Below are 26016 nucleotides of genomic sequence, written 5' to 3' on the forward strand. Positions count from 1 at the left end.
TATAGTAATCCTATAGCGGTTTTTTTTGCATTATTATGTATACAAAAAAATTATTTTTGTTATTTATCTTGATAATTGGCGCAACCTTATTATCAGGTTGTCAACAGATTGAAGCAAATTCAATCCCAAAAGCATCTAAAACTTGCCCTGGCAAAAATGCTAAGTTCAGCATCGATTTTTTTAAAACCAATAATCAAGGTAAAAAAAATCAAAGAGGTATTAACAATGTGATTATTTTTAATCCCAAATCAGCAGAATTAGATTTCAAAGTTAATGTTGGTCTATCTCATAAAATCTACGCCAAAGATTCTACGGGGAAACTGCGTAAAGAATATGTACCAAAACAGTTTCGTGAACTCATCGGCGATGATAATGCCAAATTAAACGGACAGCTACCCATTGCCGCAATTAATGCTGACTATATAGGTACTGATGATAAACCACAAGGCTTAAATGTTTCTCGTGGTGTCGAGTATTCAGGAGTATTTAAAAATAAGCGTTCTTCCTTTGGGATATCAGGAGGTACACCCAATCAGCGACAGGCTACTATCCAAGCTGGTAGAAGAAAAAGTGATATTCTCAATTACAATTTAGTGGGTGGTAATGGCAGATTCTATCGTCAGGGTAAATTTAAAGATATTTGTCAAGATTTAGGAGAATTTGCTTGTAAAAATGCTAAAAATCGCTCTATGGCAGCTATTACCAATCAAGGCTATGTAATCTTATTAGTTAATGACTTGAAAGCTAATTCAGATATTGAATTATCTCAAGTTAATCAAGAGTTACTGCCAGATATGTTTGATAATGTCCTAGAAGGTATTGCTAGCAATAACTGTTTAGGTAAGATTCAAGAAGCGATATTATTTGATGGCGGTATGTCTCCAGGATTGTATTATAACCAGAAAACTTATGTAGAAAACTTTGGGCCGATTGGTTCAGTTTTTTTGATTTACAAAAAATAAAAATACCAATCCTCTTTTATTTGTGGAAATCACAATATTCAGATACCCAACTTTTTAGAATACTGACTCTTTAACTTTTTGCGAATTCTCAAGTTTATTTGGATTCACCCAACGATTGACAAATTCGTGATTATGTTTATACACCTTGATTTGCACTTGCTTGGAACTTAACTTGACTACTTCGGCGGGAATTCTTTGGACATCACTAGAATCCGCGCGAGGTTTGTAAAGCCAAATGACTTTTTGCCCTACTTGAAAGTAGTCAGCATTACTAGTTAAAGAAGGCTCTTTTTCTGCCCAAGAGGGGAAAGCAATTGCTAAGTTTATCAAAAGTACTAAAACCACTAAAGTGATTTGGCAAAATTTCATGATCATTGCACTTGTCTTGGGCCTGGAAGGATAATCAATCTGCTGATCTAGCATTTAATTATTGTTCTCCTTTGTTTTCTCAAAGTTTCTTTGAGGAATTTAGTTAGCATTAGTTTGTTTGCTGGCAAAACACCTAAATTTGATAGCACTAATACCGCAAGACGGAAGTAAAAAGAATTGTATTCCATGCTCTTGCGCCATTTGAAATGGTGAACCAGCGCTGCGGGAGGGTTTCCCTTCCGCAGGCGACTAGTGAACCCGAAGGGTATGTTTATTTCCGCCGTGTTGTACTAGAGATTTGCAAAGTTAATTACTGAGTCAAAGGTTAGTATTAATCGCAAGCCAAGTTTATACTTGTTCAAAGTGCAAATCTCTGCTAATTTCAGCATAAATCGATTGATGCAATAAAAGCAAATAGTCTTATTTGTTAAAAGGATAAATTAAATTTATTTTAAAATTTGTGATGCTCTGCCTTGAGATCGCAATTTGAAACAATCGCTCTCAATTCTGATTCCGTTTGGCCCTTTGCGGAACGATGATTAGATTCTTCCTCCCCTACTTCCACTTTAGGGAAATATTGCTAGCTGAGTTTCCGGGTCAAAAAAGTGAATTTTCTCTGGTGTTAGCGATAACCATAGTTGCTCACCAGGTTGTACAAATCGGTCTGGTGGTATTCGCACTTGTAGATAACTGGTAGTAGCTCTTTGAGATCCAGGTTCGGCAATCTTAACTGCAAGAAAAGAATCGTTGCCGAGATTTTCTACCAAATCTACTTGTACCGGTATATTTTTGGTAGCAGGCATACTCAAGTTAAAGTGTTCTGGGCGAATGCCTAAAATTAGAGCTTTCCGATCATATTTTTGTAAAGCTCTTCCCCAAACTTCTGGGAGGGTGAAACGAAACTGGGAATGAGTAATCAACTGTGGGGCATGAAATTCTACAGGAATAAAATTCATTGGTGGTGAACCAATGAACTCTGCTACAAAAAGATTGGCTGGGCGGTTGTAAAGTTCTAAGGGAGAAGCAACTTGCTGAATTTTACCCTCAGACATAATCGCAATGCGATCGCCCATTGTCATCGCTTCTGTTTGATCGTGGGTAACATAAATTGTCGTTGTCCCCAGTTGGCGCTGCAATTTGACAATTTGAGCGCGGGTTTCTGCCCGTAGTTTGGCATCTAAGTTAGAAAGCGGTTCATCCATTAAGAATACTTGAGGGTCACGCGCGATCGCTCGTCCCAATGCAACCCGTTGTCTTTGTCCCCCAGATAGCTGTTTGGGTAAGCGATTCAGCAATGTTTCGATTTGCAACAGTTGGGCAACACTACGTACCTGTTCATCCACCGCCCGTTCTTTATCAGAAATGTAGCGCAGTCCTTTCGGTAATTTTCTTGTCGCCCCTACGAAGAGATTTTCTGTCCACGTCCGAAGATAAGGGGATGAGGGAGATGAGGGAGTAATTTCTCCCCGTGTCCCAAAACGGCGGCGCAGCCCAAAGGCGATGTTGTCGTACACCGTCATGTGGGGATAGAGGGCGTAATTTTGAAATACCATTGCGATGTCGCGTTCTTTGGGTGGTAGGTCATTGATTAAGCGATCGCCTATCCAGATATTACCGCCAGTCATCACTTCTAAACCGGCGATTAAGCGTAGCAGGGTACTTTTACCACAACCAGAAGGGCCTACCAGCACCATAAACTCGCCATCTGCGATCGTCAGGTTAATCCGCCGCAAGACGTTAACACTTCCCGCACGTTCTTGCGCTGCATCAGTTTTTTCCTCAAGCGTGAGGGGGAATTGGGTTTGTAAGGTTACACCTTCCCCTTTACGCGGGGAAAAACTTTTATAAACGTTTTCTAAAATAACTTGGGACACAACTAATTTGGGGATTGGGCATGGGGCATGGGGCATGGGGCATTGGACAAATGACTAATGACCAATGACCAATGACAGTTTAGCGCCAATCATAATATACGTTCTATGTAAATACGAAAAGTAAAAAAAACAGCTTGCATTATCAAAAGCAAACTATCCTAAATTTTAGGGCTATCAGAAGGTGTTGTTATGACTACCGATGTACCTAAAAATCTTTCCCAAGATCCGAGTATTAACCCTGTCCATGACATTGTAGACGGACAAACCACAGATTGTTGCATTGTGGGTGGAGGCCCAGCAGGAGCAGTTTTGGCGCTGTTGTTAGCGCGTCAAAGCATTTCGGTGATGCTGCTGGAAGCACACAAAGACTTTGATCGCGATTTTCGCGGCGATACGATTCATCCGTCGGTAATGGAAATTATGGAAGAATTGGGACTTAGCGATCGCTTGCTAAAACTCCCCCATACCAAAATGCGCCAAATTAGGTTTAAAACTCCTGAAGATACTGTCACATTGGCAGATTTTAGTCATCTGAAAACCCGCTATCCTTACATTACAATGCTTCCTCAGGTGAAATTCCTGGAGTTCATCACCCAAGAAGCACAAAAATATCCTAGTTTCCATCTGGTAATGGGTGCGAATGTGCAGGAATTAATTACCGAAAATGGCGTAATTCAAGGTGTCCGCTATCGGGGAGGCGGTGGCTGGCATGAAATCCGGGCAATCGTGACAGTTGGTGCAGATGGTCGCCACTCACGTTTGCGCCACCTGGGTGAGTTTGAGTCAATCGAAACCTCGCCACCAATGGATGTCCTTTGGTTTCGCTTACCCCGTCAGCCAGAAGACCCAGAGGGGGGAATGGGGCGCTTTGGTAAAGGTAAAATCATTGCCATGCTTGACCGTGGTGATGAGTGGCAAGTTGCTGATGTCATCCCCAAGGGAGGTTATCAACAACTACGGGCTGCGGGTTTGGAGGAATTAAAAAAATCTATTGTCGAAGTCGTGTCAGAATTCCAGCAACGCATCGAAAATTTACATGATTGGTCACAAATAGCTTTTCTCTCGGTCGAGTCCAGCCGCGTCAAACGTTGGTATCGTCCAGGTTTGCTACTTATTGGTGATGCTGCCCATATAATGTCCCCCGTCGGTGGAGTTGGCATTAACTACGCAATTCAAGATGCTGTAGTCGCAGCGAATGTACTCAGCAAACCACTCAAAAACGGACAAGTACAACTTAGCGATTTAGCAAAAGTACAGCGTCAACGTGAGTTGCCCACACGCATCATTCAGGCGTTTCAAACTTTTATCCAAAAGCGGGTATTTGCCCCCATTCTCATCTCAAATCGCACCTTTGTACCACCTGGGTTTTTGCGCTTACCCATCTTGCGCGACCTTCCAGGCAGGTTGATTGCTTTGGGTGTTTTTCCAGTTCATGTCAAGACTTAATTTTTGGCAAAAACTTTTTATATTTAATGAATGGATGGTACAATTATACTACTCCAGACAGAATTCAATGCTCATTTAGTCAGGCGAAGGTGGAGAGCAGCAGACTCTATGCTGTTCAAAGCGATGTCTACGACGGGCTACGCCTACGCTTGGCTTTTATGCTAGAAAGGACTAAAAACTCAGAGCGGATGTAGGAAATTTGTTCAAACATTATTAAAAAATGCAAAAGATTAAACCTATCTAGATATTAATTGGCACTACATAGAAAAACCTTCTCTTTTGAAATCAGTACTTTTTGCAGTCAGGAGTAATTTAATGAACAGCTGCGTTTTGATGGTGGAAATTATTAACGAACCGCAACTCCGCTATACAGCCGATAATCTGGGAGTGACGGAAATGCTGGTGCAGTTTCCGAATTCCCAGAAACCAGAAGATCCGCCAGCTACCCTGAAAGTTGTCGGCTGGGGAAATTTAGCGACAGAAATTCAGCAAAACTACCACCAAGGCGATCGCGTCATCCTGGTAGGACGTTTAAGCATGAATACTGTTGATCGTCAAGAAGGTTTTAAAGAAAAACGCGCTGAATTGACGGTGCAACAAATTCAACCTGTTGGAGGTAGTTTTAATACTGATCCATTGCCCTCAGCAACCGTAACTCCATCATTCACTGAAACTGCTCCACGACAACCATCAGCATCCCGTCCTCCACAAAAAGACACTCCCAGTTACGAGTCACCACGTCCAGCGCCTACCCCGGCTACAAATCCTGTTGGCGTTGCTCCCCAAGCGAAAACTTACGAACCCGCACCCCAACCCACAAATTATGAGCGAACCACTTATCCGACAGTGAAAGCGGAAGAACCAGATCCAGATGATATTCCGTTCTAAACATAGAGGAACTAATGCTATCAGTTTTCCAGCCTTTTTAAGGCATTAAGAATACCTTTGGTAAGACTGGTAGCAAGCAATGACGCATTACCAGGATCTTGTTGTATCTTTTCAAGGTAAGCGCGATCGCTCGCATTAGCTAAATCACCTACAAAAATTACAACTGCTGGTAAATTCACATCTCGACAAAACATCAAGCCACGAGTATTCGTATAGGAATCAGGAAGGGCGCTAATGTCGAATAATGGATTGTCCTTTTTCAGAAAGGTTTGCAAGGATTCTGCTAATTTATTAGCGCGGTCATTGGCAGCACTGTAGTAGAGTTTAATGCTACGAGGTCTGGAGTTAGGAGTATCTGAACTATTGACCAGCAGTTCAATTGCTAGTTCACCCTGCTGTTCAGGATTGCGTTGCTGGTTAATATTCTGTATCGTCTGCTTGATGGCTGCTATTTCTTGCGATTCATTAGTAGGATCTACTGATATCGAGACAACCTTCACATCTTGATCAAGATGATTCATTTGTGCAATGATTGACCCTCGCAGATTCTCCATTGCCTTTTTTTCTAGCTTTGCGTAGTTATCTCCTAAAACTGAACGTCTTGGTCGTCCCGCAAGGATAAATACTTTAGGCTGGGGTGGGGCGGTGGTATCAACGTCAAGGACTTTCAGAAAATCTTGCAACTGTGAATTATCAGAGCTTTGTTTTCTCAGGTCTGCCAAAATGCTATCAATCCGAATGCCTAGATAGCCTTTGACCTTCATCTCAACACTTTGTTCATCTAAGAGTGCTGCTTGATGAATACCAACTACTTGCCAATCTGTATTAAATAACGGACTACCAGAGGAGCCAGGTTCAGCATCAGTCTCATACTCAAGAAAATTCTCATAGAAATTTACCAGGCGATTATTAAACACAACTATTTCCTTAGGTCGCCCCCCAGGATGCTGAATCATGTGGATTGGGTCGGCGGAAATAAAGTTTTTGGTCTGGATAATATCTATAAATTTCTTTTCTAGCTGATCTTTCAGGGCAGAGTCAGTCAGGGTTTTTGTAGTCAGTTCTGGGGCGATTTCTCCTGCTAAATTTTTTGCTAGATTAACTCCCTTAAACTTACCATCCAGTGGCTTCAGCTTCAGCAACACGTAATCCAGGTCTGTGTTGAGTGATGTGACCAAAAATGTAGGATCAAACTCATACTTGTCTAATCCAGCTAATAGCTCTGGGTCGTCTTCCTGGCGGCGGAATTTGGCTTCGTAGTTAAACACGGCACGAAATTCAGGAAGCAAATTTTTATCATCTACAACATGGCGATTGGTTATCAAGTAGTCACCGCCAACAATAAACCCAGAGGCGTAAGGCAAATCTACCACTTTATCGTTAGTCTTAAATTTGCCTGGCTCCGCGACCGGGTCGATGTTGTACCATTTCAGTAGCGTTCGTCGCAGTATTGGTTCCTTGTTAGCTGCTTCGATCAATTTGTCTAAGTCTTCGGGTTTCCTAATCCGGCGGACTAGACAGCAGACACTTTTACCTGCGTCTCGCCCTTTCTCCAAAAAACTGAAAGGTAACAAATCATTATCGTTTAAGACATAAAGGTTATTAGCTTTCTCAAACCGTCGGCGTAATCGCTGATTGATCAAATCTGCCAGTTGAATCCCTGACACGCGGGTTGACTCTATATTTTTTTCTTGAGGCTCGTCTTTTTTAGAATCGATACTTTCTAGTATGCGAACAAGCTTGCCGACTCCTCCACCCAATAAATTGTTCAATAAAATCTTTGCCATAAGAAATTTCCAATGGTAGTTTAAGCTAATTGTATATAGTCAGTGTTATTACGTAATTAAAAGCCGCTATTATCTTAACTTGAATGAATCAGGCATCACCACCAACTAGCCTGCCTCGCTTGATTAATCTCCGAGGAAAGCGGGTTTCTCAAGAGATGCTGAGTCAACTGGACTTCAGCCAATGTTTGCTGGGACTTTCTGCGACTAGTCGAATGGGGATATTTTCCTTAAGCTTACTACTGAGCTTTTTATGTGCAGTGGTAGCAGCGTTTGCAGGAGCTATGTTAGCACTCAATCTAGTATTCGATTACCAGGGGTGGCGCTATCTGACGATCGCCATTGTGGTAATTATCCTAGCTGCATTTGTTTACTGGGTGCGTACCCAATGGTTGCAGAGTATTTTAGTGATATTCGTTGGGTGCTGGCTGGGTTTGCCGATTTTAGCGGTGGTGTTGAGGCTGGTAGGATTGGTATCACCGTCAAAGTTGAATCTGTTTATCATTGGCAGCCCTTTAATTGGCACTCTATTGACAGCGGCTTCTCTGTTAAGTGTAGTCGGTTTGAGCTTGGCGAGTTCACTGCTGACTATGGGTTTTCAAAGACAATTTCGCTGGTTGCACGGGTTTTTGCTGACTAGCTTCATGCTGTTATGTGGTGCAGTAGGAGTAGTGCAGGCTGCAAGCGGTAATCTAGACAATGAGTATTTGAAGGAAATACGGCAAGCTAAAACTTTTCCCAGTCTCGTATTTGAGTTAGTGGGATGGTTAGGTAGTAGTGTTTTGGCTGTAGCGATTGCCTTAGTAATACTGCAATTTTTCCAAGACAACCGTCGTTTGCAGGGACAACCCGATGCAATTCTTAGTCTGGGAAAAGCGATCGCTAACTTGGGAGGCACTTCTTTTTACAAGCTAGACTTGAACCATCTCAACTTTTGCGAAATATCCTTAGCAAACATTGACCTACGGGCCAAGAAACTCTACAGGACTCGTTTTACTGGTACAACTGGTTGGGACGCCACAACAGTAGATGATTCCTACTTAGATTTACATCAGCCCAAAGTGCAAGCCTTGCTAAAAGGAGAACCCATAACCCAAAACTTTTTTCGTACCAACCTACGGGGAGCCTATCTGCAAGAGGTGAAGTTGCAGGATTTCGACTTTACAGAGGCAATTTTGGATGGAGCAGACCTCCGAGGGGCTAACCTCCGTCATGCTACATTTGTGCGGACACTGGTTACTGATGTAGACTTTTCCCAAGCAGATTTAACAGGTTGCTGTCTAAAAGATTGGAGCTTTAATCGCCAGACCTGTTTTCAGGGCGTAATTTGTGACTATATCTACCGTGACTTTGAAGATGGTGAGCCTACCCAACGTTATCCTTTAGGTCGGAACTTTTTGCCTGGGGAGTTTGAGGCGATCGTTCGCAAGCTAGAAACTTCCTATGAGTTGGTGTTTGAGCAGGAGATTGACCCAATATCTCTCAGTTTTGTATTTGAGAAATTCCGTTTGGAAGATGAGAGTTTAGGGCTAGAGTTACAGGGTTTAGAGAAACGCGGCGATCTTTGGATTGTCAAAGTTGGTCATCGGGAAGGGGTTTCTCGCCCACAAGTGGTGGAGCGGGTAAATGAAACTTACGAAGACTTGCGTAAACTCTTTGAGGCTCGTTATCAGTTGACTTTGGACGCTAAGGAAGGTGAGATTTCCCGTCTCAATAGTCACTTCCAGGTTTTAATGGATATGTACTCGCAATTCTCGCAAAAATTAGCTGAACGCACAGATGGTTCTGCTGAAAGTGTGATTTTTCAAGGACAAGGCCATCAAATCTACTTTAAAAATCAAGTTGGAGAGATTATGGAAAATCAGAACATTAGTAGTGCAGGTGGTAATGTAGATGCCTCCACAGGGGCCAAGATTACAGTGGGACGCGACATTACAGGTTCAACCATTAATTTGGGTGAAATTAGCGGTAGCGTGTCTAACGTTCTCAATCAGTTACCTAGTTCTCCAGAACCCACTCAACCGGGAATTAAAGAATTACTGATCCAACTTCAACAAGCGGTTGATGAAGATACCGACTTAGCTCCCGAAGATAAAGCAGATTTATTAGAGCAGGTGAAAGTTTTGGCAGAAGCAGAACAAACACCTGAGCAGGAGAAAAAGAAAGGATTGGTGCGAACTGCTAGAAAAATCTTTGATGCAACATTGAAGAGTTTGCCAAGCACTGCCAACATTATCGAGTCGTGCAGTAAACTATTGCCACTGATTCTAAAAGCTTTGGGACTTCCGGCATAGTGTTTGAGCTGATCGCAATTTGCAGAGATCACAAGCAGTTCTACATCGCAAATGCGTGTATATTGTGGAAGTATGTGAGAAACTGCCAAAAAGTGTAAAAACCAAATTCACTTACATATAGATCAAAACTATTGTTAAAATCAAATAATTTTAAGTTAATATTTCTACCTAACTCCTATGAGAGAAACTGTCCTAGAGGTTCGCAATCTCCAAGTTGAATTTCCCAGTGATGGGAATACTGTCAGAGCTTTGGATGGTATTTCCTTTGGGCTGCATCGAGGTGAAACTCTAGGAATAGTAGGAGAATCGGGGAGTGGTAAATCAGTGACAGCTCTAGCTGTGATGGGTTTGTTGCAAAGTCCCGGTATAGTGACTGGCGGTGAAATCTGGTTTCGTCCTCAAGAGAATGCCAACGCCATTGATTTGGTAAAATTGCCTCCTGAGCAAATGCAGCTACACCGGGGTGGCGACATCGCCATGATTTTTCAAGAACCGATGAGTTCGCTTAATCCGGTTTATGACATTGGGTTTCAGCTAACAGAAGCGATTATGCGGCATCAAAAGGTGTCAGCAGGCCAAGCACGACAAATTGCGATCGCAGGTCTACAAGAGGTTAAACTTCTACCTAGCGATGAGGAGATACAACAGCAGTATATCGAAACTTCATCGAAACCAGAACCATCAAAGTTAGCACAGTTGGTTAAAGAACACAAAGAAGCCATGCTGGAACGCTACCCTCATGAACTTTCTGGGGGTCAGTTGCAACGGGTAATGATTGCAATGGCAATTTCTTGCAACCCATTAATCTTAATTGCCGATGAACCAACCACAGCTTTGGATGTGACGGTGCAAGCTACAATTTTGGACTTGTTGCGAGAATTGCAGCAGAGCCGTGATATGGCAATGATTTTCATCACCCACGATTTGGGGCTAATTTCAGAAATTGCTGACCAAGTAGCGGTGATGTATAAAGGTAAAGTTGTCGAATCTGGTACTTCCGAGCAAATTTTTAGCAGTCCCCAGCATCCATATACTAAAGGTTTGATAGCTTGTCGCCCCACACTTAACCGCCGTCCCCAAAAACTACTTACCGTTTCTGACTACATGAGTGCAGAAGAGACAGCAACTGGACAAGTAATAATTCAGCCGAAAGAACCCGCACAACCTACAGAAGTCACTACTGAAGAGATTGCTGCAAGATTGGCAAACTTCAATAAAAAGGAACCCCTGCTGCAAATCCGCAACCTGAAAGTTGGTTTTCCAGTACGCGGAGTGTTTGGTGGTACAAAACGTTACAACATGGCGGTTAATGGCGTTTCTTTTGATGTCAAACCAGGAGAAACACTAGGTCTAGTGGGAGAATCTGGTTGCGGTAAAACTACCCTTGGCAGAACCTTGCTGCGCTTAATTGAACCGATGAGTGGTCAGATTATCTTTGAAAAACAAGATATTACTAGCCTTAAAGGAGAACGGTTGCAAAAACTGCGACGAGAAATGCAAATAGTCTTCCAAAATCCTTTTAGTTCCCTCGATCCACGGATGAAGATTGGAGATGCGGTGATGGAACCATTGTTAATTCACGCCGTGGGTAAGACAAAGCAACAACGACGCCAACGGGTAGTCGAACTTTTAGAACGGGTGGGGTTGAGTGCAGATGCGATGAACCGCTATCCTCATCAATTTTCTGGTGGTCAACGCCAACGGATTTGTATAGCCCGTTCTTTGGCGTTAAATCCTAAGTTTATCATCTGCGATGAATCAGTTTCAGCACTGGATGTTTCAGTACAGGCGCAGGTATTAAATCTTCTCAAAGAATTACAGTCAGATTTTCAGCTTACTTATATCTTTATTTCTCACGATTTAAGTGTAGTGAAATTTATGAGCGATCGCATTTTAGTTATGAATCGCGGTCAAATTGTTGAAGAAGGCACAGCCGAAAACATTTACCAACAACCCAAAGAAGAATACACGCAAAAATTAATTGCTGCAATTCCTACTGGTAGTGCTGAACGGGTGCGAAATCGTCATTTACGAGCTTTGTAGAGTTTATATTACTAAAGTGGGTTGGTGTAGTTATTTACAGACTGGCTACCGTGATTCACTGCATAACGAATCGCACCTACTCCAAGAGTGTGCTGTTGAAACCCCTACCCTAGACACAAAAGCTTGGGGAGTTACTACCTGGAACTTTTTTTGAGAAATCACCTTCACATCTGAATATAAATATTATTTTTCAACTCATAGAATAAAAACTATGAAATTTTTCAATGTGAATTTTGGTTTAGTCCAGACTTCTCTGATTCTGGCATTTGTAATGTTTATACCGAGTATATCAGTACACGCTCAAAACCAGTACAACTTACCAGAAAAAGAGGATTATAAACACAGCTTAAGTGTGAGAACTCAATGTTTTCAGGATTTACGAACAGATATCTCTGCAAAGAGAGTTGCACGATTGTGTCGTAACTCAACCCGTTATACAAGCCAGTGCTTTCAGGAATTAAGAAATTCTACCTCTTTGGAACGCGCTGAGAAACTATGCCGTATAGCAACACCTTATACCAGTCAATGCTTCCAGGATTTGCGGAATGTGACCTCAACGGAACAGGCAACACGGCTCTGTAATTTTGCTCTAGAGGATACAAATCAATGTTTTCGAGTTTTGAGCCAACAGATGTCAACAAACAGAGCAGAACAGGAATGTTTACCTCCTCTTACTTCCGCTTTAGAGGCTTGTGTAGATTCCCTGACTTTTGATACTGAAGGACATCCTACTGGTATTTCGGAAACGGTAGCAGCGATTAATTGTCAAGAAACTTTACTATTGAGATTTCCTCCCTCCAACAGTGATTGGAACAGAGACTAAGCTGTTACGCAAATAAAATTGTATATTTACTCGTGTTCGCGCAGCGTCTCCTTCAGGAGACGGTTGTCATTAGTCAAAAGTCATTAGTCATTTGTATTTAAAAAGACAGATGACCATTGACAGAAGGTTTGTAGTGAGCGCTTTAGCGCTAAAGCGCTCACTACAAACCTTGAGTTTTTTACACTGACTTACTTATTTGATTGCGTGAAAAAAACTCAGTACACCTTTATCTGAACTGTATTGCTTGCAAACGCAAATTATAATATCAAATCCGGCTGATTGCACATAGTTTCAATCAAATAACAAAATTAGTTGTAGCTTATTTTTAGTGTGGTTGTTCAACTGGATTTGATATTATTAGTTTCTGCAAACTTATCTGAACATTATCGTGTTAGGTTTATTGACCGATTGTTGTCGTTACAAACAGCTTTTTTAAACCCTCGATTATTTGTATCTAGATTATCATCTCGATAGTATTCAACCTGACGCTTTAAATTACAGAATTTTTTGTCATCAGTAGGGGTCTCGCTGTCGCTGTCTAATGGATAGAGCAAACCCATTCCCATCGCTGTAGGTGTAATGAAGGAGTTAGTCAACAGCAAACTTTCGTGAAGAACCTTTTTAGGACCTTTTTTCCAACTAAACAAATCGCCCAACACCGGCACATCACCAAAAATCCCCTTCCACACCGTGCCGATAATAGGTACGTAAGCACGTCCCCCATTTAATGTACTTTGGTTAGAGAATGTTGAAAGAGCGAAAAAATCCACGGCCTTGGTGTAAACACTGGTTGTGACCTTCTGTTCACCGATACGTGATAGTGGCTCTTGTGATCTGTTCTGTTGTGTACCAGTAAATAATGGATCAGCGATAGTCAAATCGATTTTGAGTTCAGCAGAATTCATATTTCGTAACACATTAGGAGTTACCGTCAATGAAACCCCAGTTTTCAGCTCACGAAATACAGCGTTTTGCTGTTGGAGGGCAGCAACTAGGCCAATAACCTGCGCCAGAGGCAAAGAGCCAACCGATGGCTTTATGGGATCTGCCGACATTGATGACGGTATTGCTGGAACAAATTTGTCAACCTGCCCTGTGAGATTTTGAGCATTTGTGAGCAAATCTGAAAGCTTCAACGGTGGAGTCACATCGAAGGCACTAATCGAATCCGAACTCACCTTTGTTTCTATCCCACTCAGACTAGATACACTGGTTCTTCCCACCTGTGCATATTCCACGTCCTTAAATTCACTCACAATCTCTTGGATTTTGGCCAAAGTAGGGATAACAAAAAAATCTTCTATATCTTGGTTTAACGCATCAACAGTATCTTGTAAGCGATTATTAAAGACATCGGCTGATTGTTGCAGATCGTAAGGGCTAAACTGATCTGGTTTATCAATAAAATGGGCATACTGTAGCGCAAAATCAAGTAGTGTAGCGCGACTTATGTGGGCATAGTCGTCTTCAAAATCTGTCTTCCAACAGAAGGGATAGGCATTTTTTGTCTCCTTTTCACCTCTGCACTTTGGCTCCAGACCACGAATAGAAAAAAACCTTTCGAGTGGCTGTCTTCCTTGCTCTCTTAACTTATCTAAATAGTATTTATAGCGGTCATCTTCTTGAACAAACTTCGTAAGTTCATTGGCTATTTCTACGGTCTTATCGTTATTTTTGGTTTCCGCAGCCACCAAGCGTAGGACTATATCCGTCAGAGATAGAGGGCGATTTTTATTCAGGGCTGATTTATACCCTAGTCTCTCAACAAGTGTTTTGAACTCAGGATCAAAGTCATTTTCCCCTATATATTTTTTTGCGTATTGCTCAACTAGAGCATACGTTTCTCGCACTAACTGTTGAGTTTGATTAATTTCTTGGCGTACTTCCGACATTACTTTAGCTAAGTTTTTGGGATTATTGCTGGAAATCTGGATTCCCCACATCTCCATCTTGATACCGGGACGGGGAAGATCAATTCCAGCAATCAATCGGTACGCAGACTTTCTTTTTTCTCTTGAACCATAGAGAATGATATCATTATCAGTAGTGTCAGTAGATGTACCTATTGTAAGACCCCATTTTTCGCTTTCGTTCACTTTATTTAGTAGTTCCTTTAAAGCGTTTACATTACGAACGTAATATAACTTTATCCTTTGACTTCCTATACCTTCTCTATTTTCTGCCATTGGCATTGTTTTATTAGGAAAAGTAGTCGGTTTTTGAGCTTGAGCAGACAAATCACCTCCAAGTACAGCAATAGCACCCAGACTCAGCAAAAAAGAAAGTTGGCGGTTATACATATTCACCTCTCTTAGTCAATACTCTCAATAGATAAGTAAGTCGGCGTTAAAAAAATCGACTTACGTAACGAAATGTCAAGCTAACAAATACTTAAAAAATAGGTCATTCCACAGTTTTTACAAAACTAAACATACCTCGGTTTTATCGTGCAGACTTACTTGCATCTAATTGTACAGTGCGTAAGTCCTAAGTTTTTGACGTTCCCATCTGAAGACAAGGCAACGGTATTTACGTTGATACCAAGCAAAACTAGGTATAGAAAAATAGAGAAGCGAAGCATTTTTGCTCAATTCTGACTCCGGCTCATTTTTTTTAACAGATATTTGTGCAAACAAAATTAATTACATCTGCAAGTCCTGACTGAGTTTTTAAATTAGTAAAAATAAAAGGTTTATCGCCGCGCATTTTTTTTGCATCTCGTTCCATCACACTTAAATCTGCACCAACATAAGGTGCTAAATCAGTTTTGTTAATCACCAATAAATCAGATTTAGTAATACCGGGGCCACCCTTGCGGGGAATTTTATCACCAGCCGCAACATCGATAACGTAAATCGTTAAATCCACCAATTCTGGACTAAAGGTAGCAGCTAAATTATCACCGCCACTTTCCAAAAACACCAAATCCAAATCGATAAAACGTTCCTCTAACTGTTCAATTGCCGCCAAATTCATCGAAGCATCTTCGCGGATAGCAGTATGAGGACAACCGCCAGTTTCTACACCCAAAATGCGATCGCTTGCCAACGCCTGAGAACGCACTAAAAACTGAGCATCCTCCTGAGTATAAATATCATTCGTCACCACCGCAATCTGATACTGCTCACGCAATCCCTTGCACAAAGCATCCACTAAAGCCGTTTTCCCTGACCCCACTGGCCCAGCAACCCCTACTCGAAATGCATTCATAACTCCTCACTAACTCCTAACTCCTAACTCCTAACTTTTAACTCCTAAACAACCTTGTATACTGCGTTTCATGCTGCATACTCGCTAGCGATAAACCCCAACTACAACAGGCTAGTTGATCATCCTCCAACGTAAGAATTTCTAATGCCGCAGCACTGAGTAATGGTTGTAAATCTAGTAATAACTGCTGTCCTGCTGTTTGTCCAAGGGGGATAAGTTTCACGCTAGCAGTAATCAAATTACTTGCCCAACTATGCAGATATGCGAGTAATGCGGCTTGGATGCTAATTTGCCAATGGGCAATAGCAATACCAAAAGCGATCGCATAATTGCAAGGATTACCGACAGCATTGGCAACAGGTATAATCTGCGGTTCTAGTTTACCAAGTAATTGGATCAGCGATCGCCCCATGTGCCAACTAGAGGCGCGTAATTCTTCTGTTTCTCTAGCTGCGGATAACCAGAGATTCCAACGGCATAACGACTCTACATCACCCATTTTTGCGGATTGCTGCGATCGTACCATCACCCCTGCCTCTAACCTAATTGCCCCGTAGAGCAACTCTGCTTTTAACCAATCTCTGAGATGCGTGTGGTTAGCGATCGTACCATTTTCTACCAGCATTTCCAAACCTTCAGAATAACTATATGCTCCTACAGGTAAAGCGGGGCTAGCCAACTGTAAAATACTCAAAAGATGACTATCAGTGAGCATGATGGTGTTGTCCATAAGCTCCTAATTCTGGCTGAAACGGTAAAATTTCCTCTTTAACTTCTAACCCCAGTTGTTCTAACATGGTGCGTAAAACCGAATCTGAAGACAAGCGTAAATAAGCCGGAGTAATTTCTACAGGTACATGGCGATTTCCCAAATGGTATGCCGCCCGTAATAATAAAAGTGGTGTTTGGGCAAAAGCAGTCAGTACTAGTTCTGGTTTGGCTGTAATTCTAATTAAACTGCTATAGGCTTCTTCTTGCAGAATATCGCCATCATGTAAGACAGTTCCTCTAGGTAAATGTAAAACTACAATACCATCTTCCGTTTCAAAGCGATGACGGCTACGGGTGCGTTCTTCTGCTGTTAGCGCCAGAGTAAAAGTAACTGCGGCATCGTAATTAGATGGTTTAAGTTGGGTAAATGTCAGCATAGAGAATTTTGTCTGAACTTCCGCTTTTTATTATGGTTGTAATTTAAACCTCATAGTTGCCTTGCCCGAAGAAAAGATAAAATTAAACAAATAAAGGCAACGAGCCAAACGGGGACAATTATGAACCAAGCCGTTGAGGGAGTACGCTGGACAATTCACGATTTAGAGGTTCTACCCGAAAATGAGTGGACGCGCTATGAAATTATTAATGGAGAACTATTTGTGACTCGCACTCCTCACCGTCGTCATCAACAAGTTTGTGTAAAAATTGCTCGACAACTCGATGTTTGGTCAGATTCGAGTGGTTTAGGGGAAACAATTGTAGCTCCAGGGGTGCTTTTTTCGCAAGCAGATAGCGTTATACCGGATGTTGTTTGGGTAAGTCGAGAACGACTGGCGCAAATTGAAGATGAAGCGGGACATTTGACGGCCGCACCAGAGTTAGTAGTAGAGGTTTTATCGCCTGGTAAACAAAACGAACTTCGAGACAAAGAAGCAAAACTGAAACTATATTCAGTTCAAGGTGTGCGTGAGTATTGGATTGTTGATCGCTTAACTAAAAAAATTGAAGTTTATCGGCGAGAAAAAGCACAGTTGGTTTTAGTTGCTACTTTGTTAGGTGATGATGAGATAACATCGCCACTTTTACCCGGATTTTGTTGTTCTATTAATTACTTTTTTCCTGAATAATAACAAACTCGATAAGGTTGATGAAAACCTAATCGTTAAATATAGGAATCCGGTTTGATTTTTGAAAATATACGTAGGATGTGTTAGCACGGAGAGTACGGCATCAAACTCGTGTTCATAGTGCGTTACGAACTCCGTTCTAACACACTCTACAATACTTAATTTCGTTCAAAAATCAAATAGTAATCCTATATATATGCAAATCTTGATTCTAAAATTGATGATATTGAACCTAAAATTTTCCGGTCAAGGTTGATAGCCGCAACATTAAACCATGCCTCCTTGCCAGTTAATTGGTTTCATGTCATAACCTTTTGTGACTATTATACATAACCTTCTCTTAATCTTTTATTCGTATCTTGAGGTTGAAAATATCAGGGTTTCTATTGAAAGTTCAGTAGTCTTTTGTGAAGCTTTATTGACATAAGCCCAAGCGTGACTATCAAAAATAACTTCTAAAACTCTGTTTACACAGTATATACAAACATCATGATACCAATTCACTACTTACAGCCTCCAGTAATCAGATATGACTATTCCTCGCCCACAGTCAGAATAGCTGATAGCCGGAAAAAGGATGATGAACCCTTTTATAAGCGTCCTGGGAAGTTTAAGAGTGTACTTTTACTATCAATTGATGGTTTACGTCAAGCAGATTTGTCAGATCCTAAACTACAACATTATTTGCCGAACATCAATTGTTTGAGACAAACGGGTATCAGTTACACTAACGCTTTTACTAGCACTCCTTCCGATTCCTTTCCTGGTGTATTAAACTACTTAACAGGAGCAAGTCCCAAAACCACTGGGGTTTATTATGACGATACATATAGTCGAGTATTATCAGAAAAACCAGGTTCTCCTGCTGGTATAGAAGTTGAATTTGCGGAAAACATAGATAAAAACTCGGATCTCCTTAGCGGTGGTGGTGACTTCGGGATAAATAGTATTGATCCAAGCAAATTACCAGTAGATAGTAATGGAAATCGTGTTTATCCTCACAACTATTTAAAGGTAAATACCATTTTTGAAATAGCTAAAGCTTCAGGTTTGCACACTGCATTTATTGATAAACATCCTGCTTATGACATTGCCAATGGCCCTTCTGGTAAGGGAGTTGACGACTTCTACGCGCCAGAAATAAATGCCAAAGTTGCTTTAGAAAATGGCAAACTTGTAGACCAATCAACAGCACAGAATCCTGGTAATCTCACATTTAAAACGACCACCAAAGACATTAACCTCACAGAAGCTTACGATGATCTGAAGGTAAATGCGATACTGAACGAAATTGCTGGAAAAAATTCACAAGGCACAGCTAAACCTGGAATTCCCGCAATTTTTGGCATGAATTTCCAAGCTCTTAGCGTAGCCCAGAAAGATGCCAGTAGTAATGGTGGGATTGCCAGTAATGGCACACCTTCGTCAGGTTTAATTAATGCTCTAGAACATACAGATAGCAGTATCGGCAAGATAGTAAATACCTTAAAGAAAGAAGGGAAATTTGACTCGACACTGATAGTTTTAACAGCGAAACATGGTCAAAATCCCCGTTTGGGAATAGCTACCCTTATTCCTGAAAATACTTTTACAGATGCCTTAACAAAAGCTGGTATTACAGTTAATCAAGCTACTCAGGATGATGTTGCTTTACTCTGGCTTAAAAATCAAAGCCAAGCCAGCACTGCAACAAGTGTTTTAAAGAAACTGGCAAATCCAGCAATTGATACAGTTTATTCGGGTGGTGCACTATTAGCAGCAGGTTTTGGCAATCCGTTGCAAGAAGATCGTACTCCTGATGTCATTATCAAACTCAAACCAGGATATGTGATTTCAGACAGTACCAAAAGAGCAGAACACGGCGGTTTTTCTGATGACGATACCCATATTTCTTTAATCCTCAGTAGTCGTGGACTAGAAGATCGTGTTAAGGGGACTTTTCAGATCAAGAAAGTTTCTAGCAAACAGATTGCAGTTACAGTATTGGAGGCACTAGGACTTGATCCAAGGAGACTCCAGGGAGCTAGGTCTGAAAATACACTTGCATTACCAGGGACAGAAATCGAAGATACCAAAAAGTTTTGAGAATCTTTCAACAGAGATTTCTCATAGAACCTCGCGGGATGTGGGAAACGAGCGCGTCTTTAGACCTGAGAGGGAAACGGCACGAGCGACAAGAGGTCGCAGTGGTATTTGTGGTAAAATTAGATTGTTAGTAAGAACAAAAAACATCTACGTGTTGAAGCATCCTAGTATCGGAGAAATCCCGGCTCCGGTGAAACAACGGTTAGGTTTTAGTCCTAATGGCAGTATGACAAGAAAGAGCAGATAATGGCAGGTTGCAAAGCGTACCACGTTTTGGCTTAGTGATGGATTCTGAAAGCATTAGAAACATAAAAGTAGCTAGAAACTTAAGCTTGACTTAGAGTGACTAGGTAGACGGCGTTTGACGGTCGTAGCGAGATTAGATTTAGATAGTACTCTTAATCTAATTCTGTCAGTAGAATCTCAGTGTCTTCAGACCTGAGAGTGTCAATAACCTCTTCTCTCTGTGTTCTCTGTGTCTTTGTGGTTCAATAAACTACTTTGAAACCGCAGAGGCACAGAGAGCGCTGAGAAAAAACAATCTTATTTTACGAGTCATCTTGAAAGGGCTAGTCCTAATAATATTATTTTGGCATTAATTTGAATAGATTTATGCAAACAAAAAAAGGAGAGTAGTGTTACTCTCCTAACGTAATCTGAGGGAAAACTTTCAGCTTAGTGATGAAGACGGGCTTGACGTTCACGCAATTCACGAGCGCGTCGTTCACGGGCTTGGCGTTCACGTAATTCACGAGCGCGTCGTTCACGGGCTTGGCGTTCACGCAATTCACGAGCGCGTTGTTCGCGGACTTGACGTTCGTGTTGGACTTTATTGTTATTAAAAGCTACAGTATTATTACGATTAAAATGATCTTGCTCAGATTTAAATTCAGCAGCATTAGCATTTTGAGAAAGAGCAGCAATTGAAGCAGATGCTAATAAGCCTCCAAGAAGAATAGATTTAAAGCGGTTCATATATCCTTATAATCTCCGTTGCATTGCTTGATTTGTATATTTACAATCTAATCCGAATAATCAGGCACACGCCTGTATCTAACGTCACGCTTAAATAGTTACTTTAGTCACTAATACTAAGATTTACAGCAGAATTCAGAATATAGAATTCAGGAGTCAGAAGTCAGAATTAATATCAAGTCCGGTTAATCATTTATGATTACCCCATCTGTGCAAAAATTAGAAAACCTTCTTTTCCCCTGCTCTCTGCTCCCTTGCAGTCTTAATGATAAGTCTTTAGCCGGACATGATATCAGTTGGGTATTTTATATGACATAGGACTTACGCACACTCTACGAATTCTCGGCGCTCTTGGCGTCTTGGCGGTTCGAGAAATTAAGCTTTTTAGCAATTTTTGCGTAAGTCCTATGACACTTCGGTTATGCTCAGTGCATCGCTGGCGGATGAATAACCGGAGGTTAGCTAATAGGCAATGTAAACCAGAAAGCTGCCCCTGCATTCAATGCACTATTAATACCAATTTCGCCGCCGTGAGCATGGATGATTTGCTTACATAAATACAAGCCCAATCCCAAACTTACAGAATTGCGGATACTTGCACCCCGAAAATAAAGCTCAAAAAGCCGATCGCTTTGTTGTTGACTAATGCCCACGCCGTTATCACTAACAGTACAATAAATCATCTCACCCTCACGGGTAGCGTTAATTGTCAAGAGCAAACCAGGGGCATTATGTTTCAGCGCATTCACAATTAAGTTAGAAAAAACTCGCCATAGTTGCGTGGGATCTGCATTAACTAATGGCAAATCTGCGGATACTAGATTTGTGAGCTTGGCTTGATTTTGCTCTAACAATGGCTCCAAATCTGCGACCGCAGCTTCGACAACTGTTAGTAATTGTACGGGTTGACGCTGCAAAACAACACCTTGCACCTCGCTGATATGAGCTTCCATCAAGGAATTAATTAAATTAAGTTGGCGATCGCTACTTTGAATCATTCGCTCTAAAATTGAGCGTGAAACAGGAATTGGGGATTGGGGGTTGGGGATTGAGGATTGGGAAGAGACTTCTTCAATAATTCTACCTTGTCCCCAGTCCCCAGTTCCCGATCCCCCGCTATTGAGCAAATTTTTCAGCACCATTAAAGTACCCAGCACTGGGTTACGTAAGTCGTGGGAAACTGCATGGAAAAATACTCGTAGTTCTTCTTCAGTTTGTTTGCGCTGGGTAATATCTTCAATCAAACCTTCGTAGTAAAGCAATTTTCCTTGTTCGTCACGCACTGCGTAGGCTTTTTCTGAAATCCAGACAATACTTCCGTCGCGGCGATAAATTTGGGACTCGAACTCGGAAACGCTGCCATACTTTTCCATTAGGCGGACAAATTCTGCGCGGCGGTTCGGCTCAACGTACAATTGTTCAATAACAGTAGAATTTGCTGTCACTTCCTCCGCCAATGAGTAGCCATAAATGCGTGCTAAAGCCGGATTTGCTGTAATGTAACGTCCATCGGGACTGCTTTGAAAAATCCCTTCAACAGCGTTTTCAAAAATGCTGCGATATTTAGCTTCTGCAACCTTGAGTTTTTGGTAGGCAGATTCCAATTCTTTATGGGCGTAAAACTCAGAACGTTGCAGGCGATCGTACAGATAAACACCGATGTCACATATAGCACAAAACCAAAAAATGTATAAAATGAACGTTACATTATATATTTCTGGATGGTCGAGGATTGGTGTTTTTAGCCCAAGTGCCGTATTCACACCAAAATAGTAAATTAGCACGCTCATTTGAGTCAGCAAGTGAAGAATCCAGCAGACAGGTATCAACACAGCTTGGCTTAAAAATAGCAGCGACCAGCCGATGGTATCAGGTAGCGCGAAACCTCTGATGGTTGCAAACAACTGTGATGCTAGACTAATTGACCAAGAAGACCCCAAAAATAATAAATCTGGATGATTGCGACCTAACTTAGTTTTATGTAAAGCAAGGCAGATTAGTATATTCAGCAACATTGCAATATTAATTACAAGGCGCTGAGTTCTAAGCACTTCTGGCAGCTGCTGCAACTCTGCAAAAGGAAAAAACAAGCCATAAATGTCTCGCAAAGCAAAAGACAACAGACACATCAGCGCCAGCCATAACCATAAACGCAATCTCTGCCACAAAAAACGGTTACGCCAATCTCTGTAGAGAGTAGTGGTTTCATCTTTTATTGGTGCAGAAAAGGTTTGTCTGCACCACCTTTGCACTCTTGTAAACATTAGCATCCGAGCAACTTTGCCCATACCTTGAGGGTGTTTCCCTAACTCAACATTGCCATAAATAACACCCTCTCATTTTTTGGTGATTTATGGGTGATTTGTTGCAGATGTTGCTAAAGGTAGTGTAAACCAGAAAGTTAACCCGCGCTTGCGGTTACTAGTAACACCGATTTCACCGCCATGTGCTTTAATAACTTTCCGACAAAGATACGTTTTTAAGCCAATGCTTGTGGAACAACAGTCTTGGGGATCGCGGACATGTAGATCGAAAAGGCGATCGCACTCTAGTTTCCTCATAATCACACCGTCATCTTGAATCTGAGTGCGAATCATTTTGTCCTCAACGCTGGCACTCAGAATAAAATTTAATCCTGGTGGATTATTTTGCAAGCTATGTGTTATCAAATGTGCCAAAACTTTCTGCAATCGAGTTGCATCTGCCATTACTAATGGTAAATCGGCGGGAACCAAGTTCTTTAGAGTTGCTTGATTTTGTGTCAGTATGGGTTCCAACTGGGTGAATGTTACTTCCAGTAGGGTGTTAAAATCCAGTGGTTCGGGTTTGATGTCAATACCCTGTTTTTCATAAGAATTAATTTCTAGCAATGAATTAATCATCGTCAGTTGGCGATCGTTGCCTTGAATCATCCGCTCAATTACCCTGCGAGATACTGGAATTGGGGATTGGGGATTGGGCATGGGGGATGGGGCATAAGAGGCAGAGAGGCGGCAAGCGGGGGGCAGAGGGAAATTTTCTCCCTTGCCCCCTGCTCCCTGCTCCTCTACTTCCCAACTCCCCACTCCCAACTCCCCACTTCCCACTTTTTGATTTAACAAATTCTTTAACACCATCAAGTTACCCATCACCGAAGTTCGTAAATCGTGGGCAACTGTGTGCAAAACAACATCTTTTACCCGATGCAATTCTTCAACTTCTTGCATTTTCTGCTGCAATTGTGCTGTTCGTTCTTGTACCTGGTGTTCTAAATTAGTGTTGAGTTCTGCAAGTTTTTGGTAAATCTGGCTTTGCTGAATGGCGATCGCTACTTGTTCTGACATCTGCTGTAACAAATCAATTTCTATTGGTTGCCAATGACGCGGCCCTGAACATTGATTGGCAATTAACGCCCCAAATAATTCATTACCTAGCATAATTGGTACACTCAAAGTCGCCTTTGTTTGGAATTTTTGAAAGTGCGCTTTGACTTTGGGAGATAATGCGACTTGGGTTATATCTTCAATGACACCCACAACATTATCTTTGAGTAAGTTTCTTAATTCTTGTAGATAAGCTTCATCATTAGTAGACCATCCTGTGACTGATGGATACTTGGGAACTACTGATTCTGCAAGAGTTTTGGCTCCTAATTTGGTATTATTTAAACCAATAAAAACCCGATCTGCTTGCAGAAATTGCCTGACTTCCGTCACGGTGGTTTGAAGAATTTCCTCTAACTTAAGCGAAGACCGAATTCGTACTAAGGTTTCTGCCAACAAGCGATCGCGTTCTGCTGATAGACGTAATTGTGCTTCTACCTGCTTGCGTTCTGTAATGTCGTGATGAACTGCTAAAATCGAAGGCAGACCATCTAAATCAATGATTTCGGCTGAAAGCAGCGTTGTAATTATTTTGCCAGACTTTTGCCGAAATTCAAATTCCAAGTTGCGAACAACTCCTGTGGCTTGCAACTCCTGTAACAAATTCTGGCGATCGCGATCGTGTACCCAAAGATTTAACTCAAAAGAAGTTTTACCAATCGCCTCATCTCGCTCATAACCTGAGAGTTTCACAAAACTGTCGTTAACTTCGATGAAGCGTCCTTCTTGGAGTGTGCTAATGGTAATTGAATCGGGGCTGCAACTAAAAGCTTTAGCAAATTTTTGGGCAAGATTTTGTAAAGCAACTTCTGCTTGTTTGCGTTCTGTGATGTCTCGGACAATTGCTACTACCTCATCTTCACCACTTACTACCAACCGCGCCTCATAATCTTTGACTCCCAAAGGCGTTGGTAGCTGATATTCACAAGTTTGCAAAGTTCCAGAATCTAAAGTTTTAGTGATCGCTTCTAGACTAATTGCAGCAACATCACTAGGCAATAACTCCTGCACATGTTTCCCAACTATTTCTTCTCTCGAAAGAATGACATTTGCGCCTTCACTTTTCAAATCAAGATATTCGCTATCACGGCTGATGCGAAACATTAAATCGGGAATAGCATCCAAAATTGCTTGATACCGCGCCTCACTCTCAAGCAATTTTTCTTGGGCTTGTTTTCGGTCTGTAATATCCATGACCAAGCCATTCCAAAGCAAATCACCTGATTCTTGTAATTCTGGTTGCGAAGTAGCTTGAATCCATTTAAGTTTCCCACTAGGCGTAATGATGCGACCTTCCCAATGCCAATGTGTAATATTTGTAGTACAATAATCTATAGATTCTGTAAAAGCTTTTATATCCTGTGGATGAATCAGTTTGTATAGCACTCGAAAGTCTTTCTGTATAGCTTCTGGTTCTAATTCATACAAATATTCACAACCAGAACTAACATAAAGGACTAACACAGAACCATCCTGCTGTTGCAGAACTTGGAAAATCATTCCTGGTAAATTGACCGCAAGTTTTGAGAGCAAGTTAATAGCGTCTTGCTGGCAATTTGGTGTATACAGCGATTTTACAACGGTTTCATCCACTCTTTGACCCTTTGATACACAAGCTATTGATGTACAATTAAAAGCCAGAATAACTAATTTAACAGTTTTAATTCTGTAGGCATAATCGCTAACAGAATCAAAACTGCGCCTTCTTTCAGAGTAGTTCCTGATGAGGCGATCGCATTCACCCAATCGGGTGAACCATTTGTCAGGGGTAAAATCATTTCAGGAGTGCTGAGTCATATCATGTCTGGGTAATTTTATGATTCCATAGTCATTGCACCCCACACCCAGAGACTCCACTTGGCGTCTCCCCGAATCCCATTCATGAGAGGCTATCGGTACCCAAGCCTTTATTTTTCCCCCCAATACATCCTACGGTGTACACACAAGTATGACCAGCACTATGTTTCAATTCTAGTAGTTTCGTAGGGTGCGTTATAGACACGCCAAAATAACAAATGAGTACCCCGAAATGGCAAATGAGTACCCCGAAATAACAAATGAGT

Annotated in this window: 19 protein-coding genes; 8 read left to right on the top strand and 11 right to left on the bottom strand. The window is 41.5% G+C overall.

Annotated features, from left to right (window positions below):
* Positions 1-35: 35 nt before the first annotated feature.
* Positions 36-962, top strand: coding sequence for a phosphodiester glycosidase family protein (locus tag CDC33_RS11760; RefSeq protein WP_109008639.1), 927 nt, complete (start codon positions 36-38; stop codon positions 960-962).
* A 54-nt stretch (positions 963-1016) separates the two neighbouring features.
* Here CDC33_RS11760 and CDC33_RS11765 read toward each other — a convergent pair whose 3' ends face one another.
* Positions 1017-1331 carry a hypothetical protein gene (locus tag CDC33_RS11765; RefSeq protein ID WP_109012545.1) on the bottom strand — a complete coding sequence of 105 codons (315 nt, stop codon included), beginning with the start codon at positions 1329-1331 and terminating at the stop codon, positions 1017-1019.
* Positions 1332-1897: 566 nt separating this feature from the next.
* Positions 1898-3205, bottom strand: a complete 1308-nt coding sequence (locus CDC33_RS11770) for an ABC transporter ATP-binding protein (RefSeq protein ID WP_109012546.1) — start codon at positions 3203-3205, stop codon at positions 1898-1900.
* A gap of 189 nt (positions 3206-3394) precedes the next feature.
* Here CDC33_RS11770 and CDC33_RS11775 point away from each other — a divergent pair, with 189 nt between their 5' ends.
* Together CDC33_RS11775 and CDC33_RS11780 are read left to right on the top strand one after the other, a co-directional pair.
* Complete coding sequence (locus CDC33_RS11775) at positions 3395-4651, top strand: FAD-dependent oxidoreductase (protein ID WP_109008640.1); 1257 nt, start codon at positions 3395-3397, stop codon at positions 4649-4651.
* 315 nt (positions 4652-4966) lie between these two features.
* On the top strand, positions 4967-5539 hold the full coding sequence (locus CDC33_RS11780; protein ID WP_109008641.1) for a single-stranded DNA-binding protein: 573 nt from the start codon (positions 4967-4969) through the stop codon (positions 5537-5539).
* Between the two features lie 20 nt (positions 5540-5559).
* On the opposite strand, the gene CDC33_RS11785 is transcribed toward CDC33_RS11780, so the two are convergent.
* Positions 5560-7326 carry a trypsin-like peptidase domain-containing protein gene (locus CDC33_RS11785; RefSeq protein WP_109008642.1) on the bottom strand — a complete coding sequence of 589 codons (1767 nt, stop codon included), beginning with the start codon at positions 7324-7326 and terminating at the stop codon, positions 5560-5562.
* 83 nt (positions 7327-7409) lie between these two features.
* Here CDC33_RS11785 and CDC33_RS11790 point away from each other — a divergent pair, with 83 nt between their 5' ends.
* From CDC33_RS11790 to CDC33_RS11800, 3 genes are all read left to right on the top strand, one after another.
* On the top strand, positions 7410-9617 hold the full coding sequence (locus CDC33_RS11790) for a pentapeptide repeat-containing protein (protein ID WP_109008643.1): 2208 nt from the start codon (positions 7410-7412) through the stop codon (positions 9615-9617).
* Positions 9618-9794: 177 nt separating this feature from the next.
* A complete protein-coding gene (locus CDC33_RS11795; protein ID WP_109008644.1) occupies positions 9795-11660 on the top strand; it encodes an ABC transporter ATP-binding protein in 1866 nt (621 codons plus the stop codon).
* 211 nt (positions 11661-11871) lie between these two features.
* Positions 11872-12483, top strand: a complete 612-nt coding sequence (locus CDC33_RS11800; protein WP_109008645.1) for a hypothetical protein — start codon at positions 11872-11874, stop codon at positions 12481-12483.
* A gap of 383 nt (positions 12484-12866) precedes the next feature.
* Here CDC33_RS11800 and CDC33_RS11805 read toward each other — a convergent pair whose 3' ends face one another.
* The 4 genes from CDC33_RS11805 to ureE all read right to left on the bottom strand — a co-directional run bounded on the left by CDC33_RS11805 (position 12867) and on the right by ureE (position 16841).
* Positions 12867-14783 (bottom strand): hypothetical protein, encoded by a 1917-nt coding sequence (locus tag CDC33_RS11805; protein WP_109008646.1) that lies wholly within the window; start codon positions 14781-14783, stop codon positions 12867-12869.
* A gap of 313 nt (positions 14784-15096) precedes the next feature.
* The gene (gene ureG / locus CDC33_RS11810; RefSeq protein WP_100901384.1) at positions 15097-15693 is read right to left on the bottom strand and encodes an urease accessory protein UreG; all 597 of its coding nucleotides are present in this window, start codon (positions 15691-15693) and stop codon (positions 15097-15099) included.
* 37 nt (positions 15694-15730) lie between these two features.
* Complete coding sequence (locus CDC33_RS11815; protein ID WP_109008647.1) at positions 15731-16423, bottom strand: urease accessory protein UreF; 693 nt, start codon at positions 16421-16423, stop codon at positions 15731-15733.
* Complete coding sequence (gene ureE, locus CDC33_RS11820) at positions 16398-16841, bottom strand: urease accessory protein UreE (protein ID WP_109008648.1); 444 nt, start codon at positions 16839-16841, stop codon at positions 16398-16400. Before ureE ends, CDC33_RS11815 begins: the two co-directional genes overlap by 26 nt.
* A 120-nt stretch (positions 16842-16961) precedes the next feature.
* On the opposite strand from ureE, the gene CDC33_RS11825 reads away from it, so the two are divergent.
* Positions 16962-17531 carry a Uma2 family endonuclease gene (locus tag CDC33_RS11825; protein ID WP_109008649.1) on the top strand — a complete coding sequence of 190 codons (570 nt, stop codon included), beginning with the start codon at positions 16962-16964 and terminating at the stop codon, positions 17529-17531.
* A 489-nt stretch (positions 17532-18020) separates the two neighbouring features.
* Positions 18021-19616 carry an alkaline phosphatase family protein gene (locus CDC33_RS11830; protein ID WP_109008650.1) on the top strand — a complete coding sequence of 532 codons (1596 nt, stop codon included), beginning with the start codon at positions 18021-18023 and terminating at the stop codon, positions 19614-19616.
* Between the two features lie 675 nt (positions 19617-20291).
* Here CDC33_RS11830 and CDC33_RS11835 read toward each other — a convergent pair.
* The 4 genes from CDC33_RS11835 to CDC33_RS41210 all read right to left on the bottom strand — a co-directional run bounded on the left by CDC33_RS11835 (position 20292) and on the right by CDC33_RS41210 (position 25731).
* Complete coding sequence (locus tag CDC33_RS11835; protein WP_109008651.1) at positions 20292-20591, bottom strand: hypothetical protein; 300 nt, start codon at positions 20589-20591, stop codon at positions 20292-20294.
* Positions 20592-21049: 458 nt separating this feature from the next.
* Positions 21050-22879 (bottom strand): PAS domain-containing sensor histidine kinase, encoded by a 1830-nt coding sequence (locus CDC33_RS11840; protein WP_244919202.1) that lies wholly within the window; start codon positions 22877-22879, stop codon positions 21050-21052.
* Positions 22880-22942: 63 nt separating this feature from the next.
* Positions 22943-25546, bottom strand: coding sequence for a PAS domain S-box protein (locus tag CDC33_RS11845; protein WP_109008652.1), 2604 nt, complete (start codon positions 25544-25546; stop codon positions 22943-22945).
* A 53-nt stretch (positions 25547-25599) separates the two neighbouring features.
* Positions 25600-25731 carry a hypothetical protein gene (locus tag CDC33_RS41210; RefSeq protein WP_280524408.1) on the bottom strand — a complete coding sequence of 44 codons (132 nt, stop codon included), beginning with the start codon at positions 25729-25731 and terminating at the stop codon, positions 25600-25602.
* Positions 25732-26016 lie beyond the last annotated feature (285 nt).

The sequence above is a fragment of the Nostoc commune NIES-4072 genome (assembly GCF_003113895.1).
Lineage (GTDB): Bacteria > Cyanobacteriota > Cyanobacteriia > Cyanobacteriales > Nostocaceae > Nostoc > Nostoc commune.

Bases quoted from the DNA above. Each gene is read 5' to 3' on its own strand.
- ureE (WP_109008648.1), bottom strand. From the start codon at position 16,841: ATGCTGACATTTACCCAACTTAAACCATCTAATTACGATGCCGCAGTT.
- CDC33_RS11825 (WP_109008649.1), top strand. From the start codon at position 16,962: ATGAACCAAGCCGTTGAGGGAGTACGCTGGACAATTCACGATTTAGAG.
- CDC33_RS41210 (WP_280524408.1), bottom strand. From the start codon at position 25,731: ATGATTTTACCCCTGACAAATGGTTCACCCGATTGGGTGAATGCGATC.
- CDC33_RS11780 (WP_109008641.1), top strand. From the start codon at position 4,967: ATGAACAGCTGCGTTTTGATGGTGGAAATTATTAACGAACCGCAACTC.
- CDC33_RS11830 (WP_109008650.1), top strand. From the start codon at position 18,021: ATGATACCAATTCACTACTTACAGCCTCCAGTAATCAGATATGACTAT.
- CDC33_RS11760 (WP_109008639.1), top strand. From the start codon at position 36: ATGTATACAAAAAAATTATTTTTGTTATTTATCTTGATAATTGGCGCA.
- CDC33_RS11835 (WP_109008651.1), bottom strand. From the start codon at position 20,591: ATGAACCGCTTTAAATCTATTCTTCTTGGAGGCTTATTAGCATCTGCT.
- CDC33_RS11785 (WP_109008642.1), bottom strand. From the start codon at position 7,326: ATGGCAAAGATTTTATTGAACAATTTATTGGGTGGAGGAGTCGGCAAG.
- ureG (WP_100901384.1), bottom strand. From the start codon at position 15,693: ATGAATGCATTTCGAGTAGGGGTTGCTGGGCCAGTGGGGTCAGGGAAA.
- CDC33_RS11800 (WP_109008645.1), top strand. From the start codon at position 11,872: ATGAAATTTTTCAATGTGAATTTTGGTTTAGTCCAGACTTCTCTGATT.
- CDC33_RS11795 (WP_109008644.1), top strand. From the start codon at position 9,795: ATGAGAGAAACTGTCCTAGAGGTTCGCAATCTCCAAGTTGAATTTCCC.
- CDC33_RS11840 (WP_244919202.1), bottom strand. From the start codon at position 22,879: ATGGGCAAAGTTGCTCGGATGCTAATGTTTACAAGAGTGCAAAGGTGG.
- CDC33_RS11790 (WP_109008643.1), top strand. From the start codon at position 7,410: ATGAATCAGGCATCACCACCAACTAGCCTGCCTCGCTTGATTAATCTC.
- CDC33_RS11775 (WP_109008640.1), top strand. From the start codon at position 3,395: ATGACTACCGATGTACCTAAAAATCTTTCCCAAGATCCGAGTATTAAC.
- CDC33_RS11815 (WP_109008647.1), bottom strand. From the start codon at position 16,423: ATGGACAACACCATCATGCTCACTGATAGTCATCTTTTGAGTATTTTA.
- CDC33_RS11805 (WP_109008646.1), bottom strand. From the start codon at position 14,783: ATGTATAACCGCCAACTTTCTTTTTTGCTGAGTCTGGGTGCTATTGCT.
- CDC33_RS11765 (WP_109012545.1), bottom strand. From the start codon at position 1,331: ATGAAATTTTGCCAAATCACTTTAGTGGTTTTAGTACTTTTGATAAAC.